2 protein-coding genes are annotated in these 1,183 nt (G+C 74.1%); one reads left to right on the forward strand and one right to left on the reverse strand.

Annotation, left to right across the window (positions count from 1 at the left end; translation table 11 throughout):
- Positions 1-188: 188 nt before the first annotated feature.
- On the reverse strand, positions 189-761 hold the full coding sequence (locus GXW74_RS27730) for a DUF4384 domain-containing protein (RefSeq protein WP_211850163.1): 573 nt from the start codon (positions 759-761) through the stop codon (positions 189-191).
- A 129-nt stretch (positions 762-890) separates the two neighbouring features.
- Between GXW74_RS27730 and GXW74_RS27735 the strand changes: the two genes are divergently transcribed.
- The coding region (locus tag GXW74_RS27735) for a hypothetical protein (protein ID WP_211850164.1) at positions 891-1,183 on the forward strand (293 nt) is incomplete at its 3' end.

Raw genomic sequence — 1,183 nt, forward strand, 5'->3', positions numbered from 1 at the left:
ACAGGTCAGGCAAACGGGCCATTGGTATCAGACGCCGGGCGCAAACCTCCGGTTTGCTCGGCTTCGCCGGACCCCGGCGGGCCGCATTCGCAGCCTCGGCACGAGTCAGGAACTCGTGCCGCTCGTATGAGGCGCCCCGCCTTGCGCAGCATCCGAAGCCGCGGCCTGCGCGGCATTCTGCCGGCGGATCAGCGCCGCGCGACCGTCTCCACCACCACCGGCCGCACCACGACGCGCGTGCCGCTGGCCCGCGCACTCCGCAGCGCCGCCGCCAGGGCGGAGACATAGGCGTCCTGCGCTTCCACCACTGGTCGCGACGTGCCGAAGAGCGGCCGGTCGGATGCGATGACGACGGCAAGGTCGGTGCCGAAGGGTTCATCCACCTCCCAGCCGGTGAAGGATCCCTGCGGCTCGCCGAGCCGTACCCTCGCCCCTGCGGCCTGCAGGGCGGAGGGCACGAGGTTCGCCACCTGCCCGGACTGCATGAAATAGGCGACGTAGAGATGCGCCGGCCAATCGGGCATCTGCACGTCGAGGCGCATCAGCTCGCCCTTCTGCAGCGGCAGGCGGCCGACGACATCGACCGAGGGTGCCGCCCCGGCCGGTCCCAGCATGGGCCGCAGGAGGTCGAGTGCCGGGCAATAGGCGCCATCGAAGGAGGTCAGCATCAGCCGCGTGGCGTCCTCGGGCACGCCGCGCTCGGCGAGACCTTGGCGCACGAGCGCGTCGTCGCCACGCCGCACGACGCCGGAGAGCGTCATGGTCCGGTCGCTCGCTGCCCAGGCGATGAGTGAGCAGGGCGTGCCGACGGCAAGCGCCTGTGCGGAGGCGCGCAGATCGAGCCGGCCGGGTGGGGGCTGCTGGTCGCGCGCCGCCTGGTCGCGCGCCGCTTGATCGCGCGCCGCCTGGTCGCGTGCGGCCTGGTCGCGCGCCGCTTGATCGCGCGCCGCTTGTTCGCGCGCCGCCTGGTCGCGTGCGGCCTGGTCGCGCGCCGCTTGATCGCGCGCAGCCTGTTCGCGTGCGGCCTGTTCGCGCGCGGCGGCGTCGCGCGCAGCCTGTTCGCGGGCCGCCTGCTCGCGCGCTGCGGCTTCGCGTGCGGCGGCTTCGCGTGCAGCGGCTTCGCGCGCTGCGGCCTCGCGCGCGGCGGCCTCGCGTGCAGCCTGTTCGGCGGCGGCGCGTTCGC

This window comes from Neoroseomonas eburnea, assembly GCF_018129005.1.
GTDB classification, from domain to species: domain Bacteria; phylum Pseudomonadota; class Alphaproteobacteria; order Acetobacterales; family Acetobacteraceae; genus Neoroseomonas; species Neoroseomonas eburnea.

Coding starts and splice junctions, on each gene's coding strand:
- GXW74_RS27730 (WP_211850163.1), bottom strand. CDS start 761: ATGACGCTCTCCGGCGTCGTGCGGCGTGGCGACGACGCGCTCGTGCGC.